The sequence below is a fragment of the Pseudomonas sp. K5002 genome, assembly GCF_013386655.1.
Taxonomy (GTDB): domain Bacteria; phylum Pseudomonadota; class Gammaproteobacteria; order Pseudomonadales; family Pseudomonadaceae; genus Aquipseudomonas.
Map to the genome: position 1 here is coordinate 585 of NZ_JACARK010001163.1, position 275 is coordinate 859.

Annotated in this window: 1 pseudogene; it reads left to right on the top strand. The window is 66.9% G+C overall.

What is annotated here, in order from left to right:
• Positions 1-59 precede the first annotated feature (59 nt).
• A pseudogene (locus HX846_RS34455) lies at positions 60-275 on the top strand (iron ABC transporter permease); the annotation flags it as partial.

Consider the following 275-nt stretch of genomic DNA (forward strand, 5'->3'; position numbering starts at 1 on the left):
GCTCCCACACTGACCGTGTACCGGCAGGGATTTTCGTCGTTTTCAAGGCTGCGAATCCAATGACCACTCAAACCCTCGACCTCGCCACCGCCAGCCAAGGCTATCGCCGCCTGCTGGCCCGCCGCTTCTGGCTGCTGGCCCTGCTGGGTGGTGCGCTGATGTGCGCGATCCTCGTGGACCTGGCCAGCGGCCCGTCGGGCATGGGCCTTGGCGCCCTGCTCGATGGCTTGCTGCACCCGGCCCACCTGAGCGCCACCGACCAGGTGATCATCTGG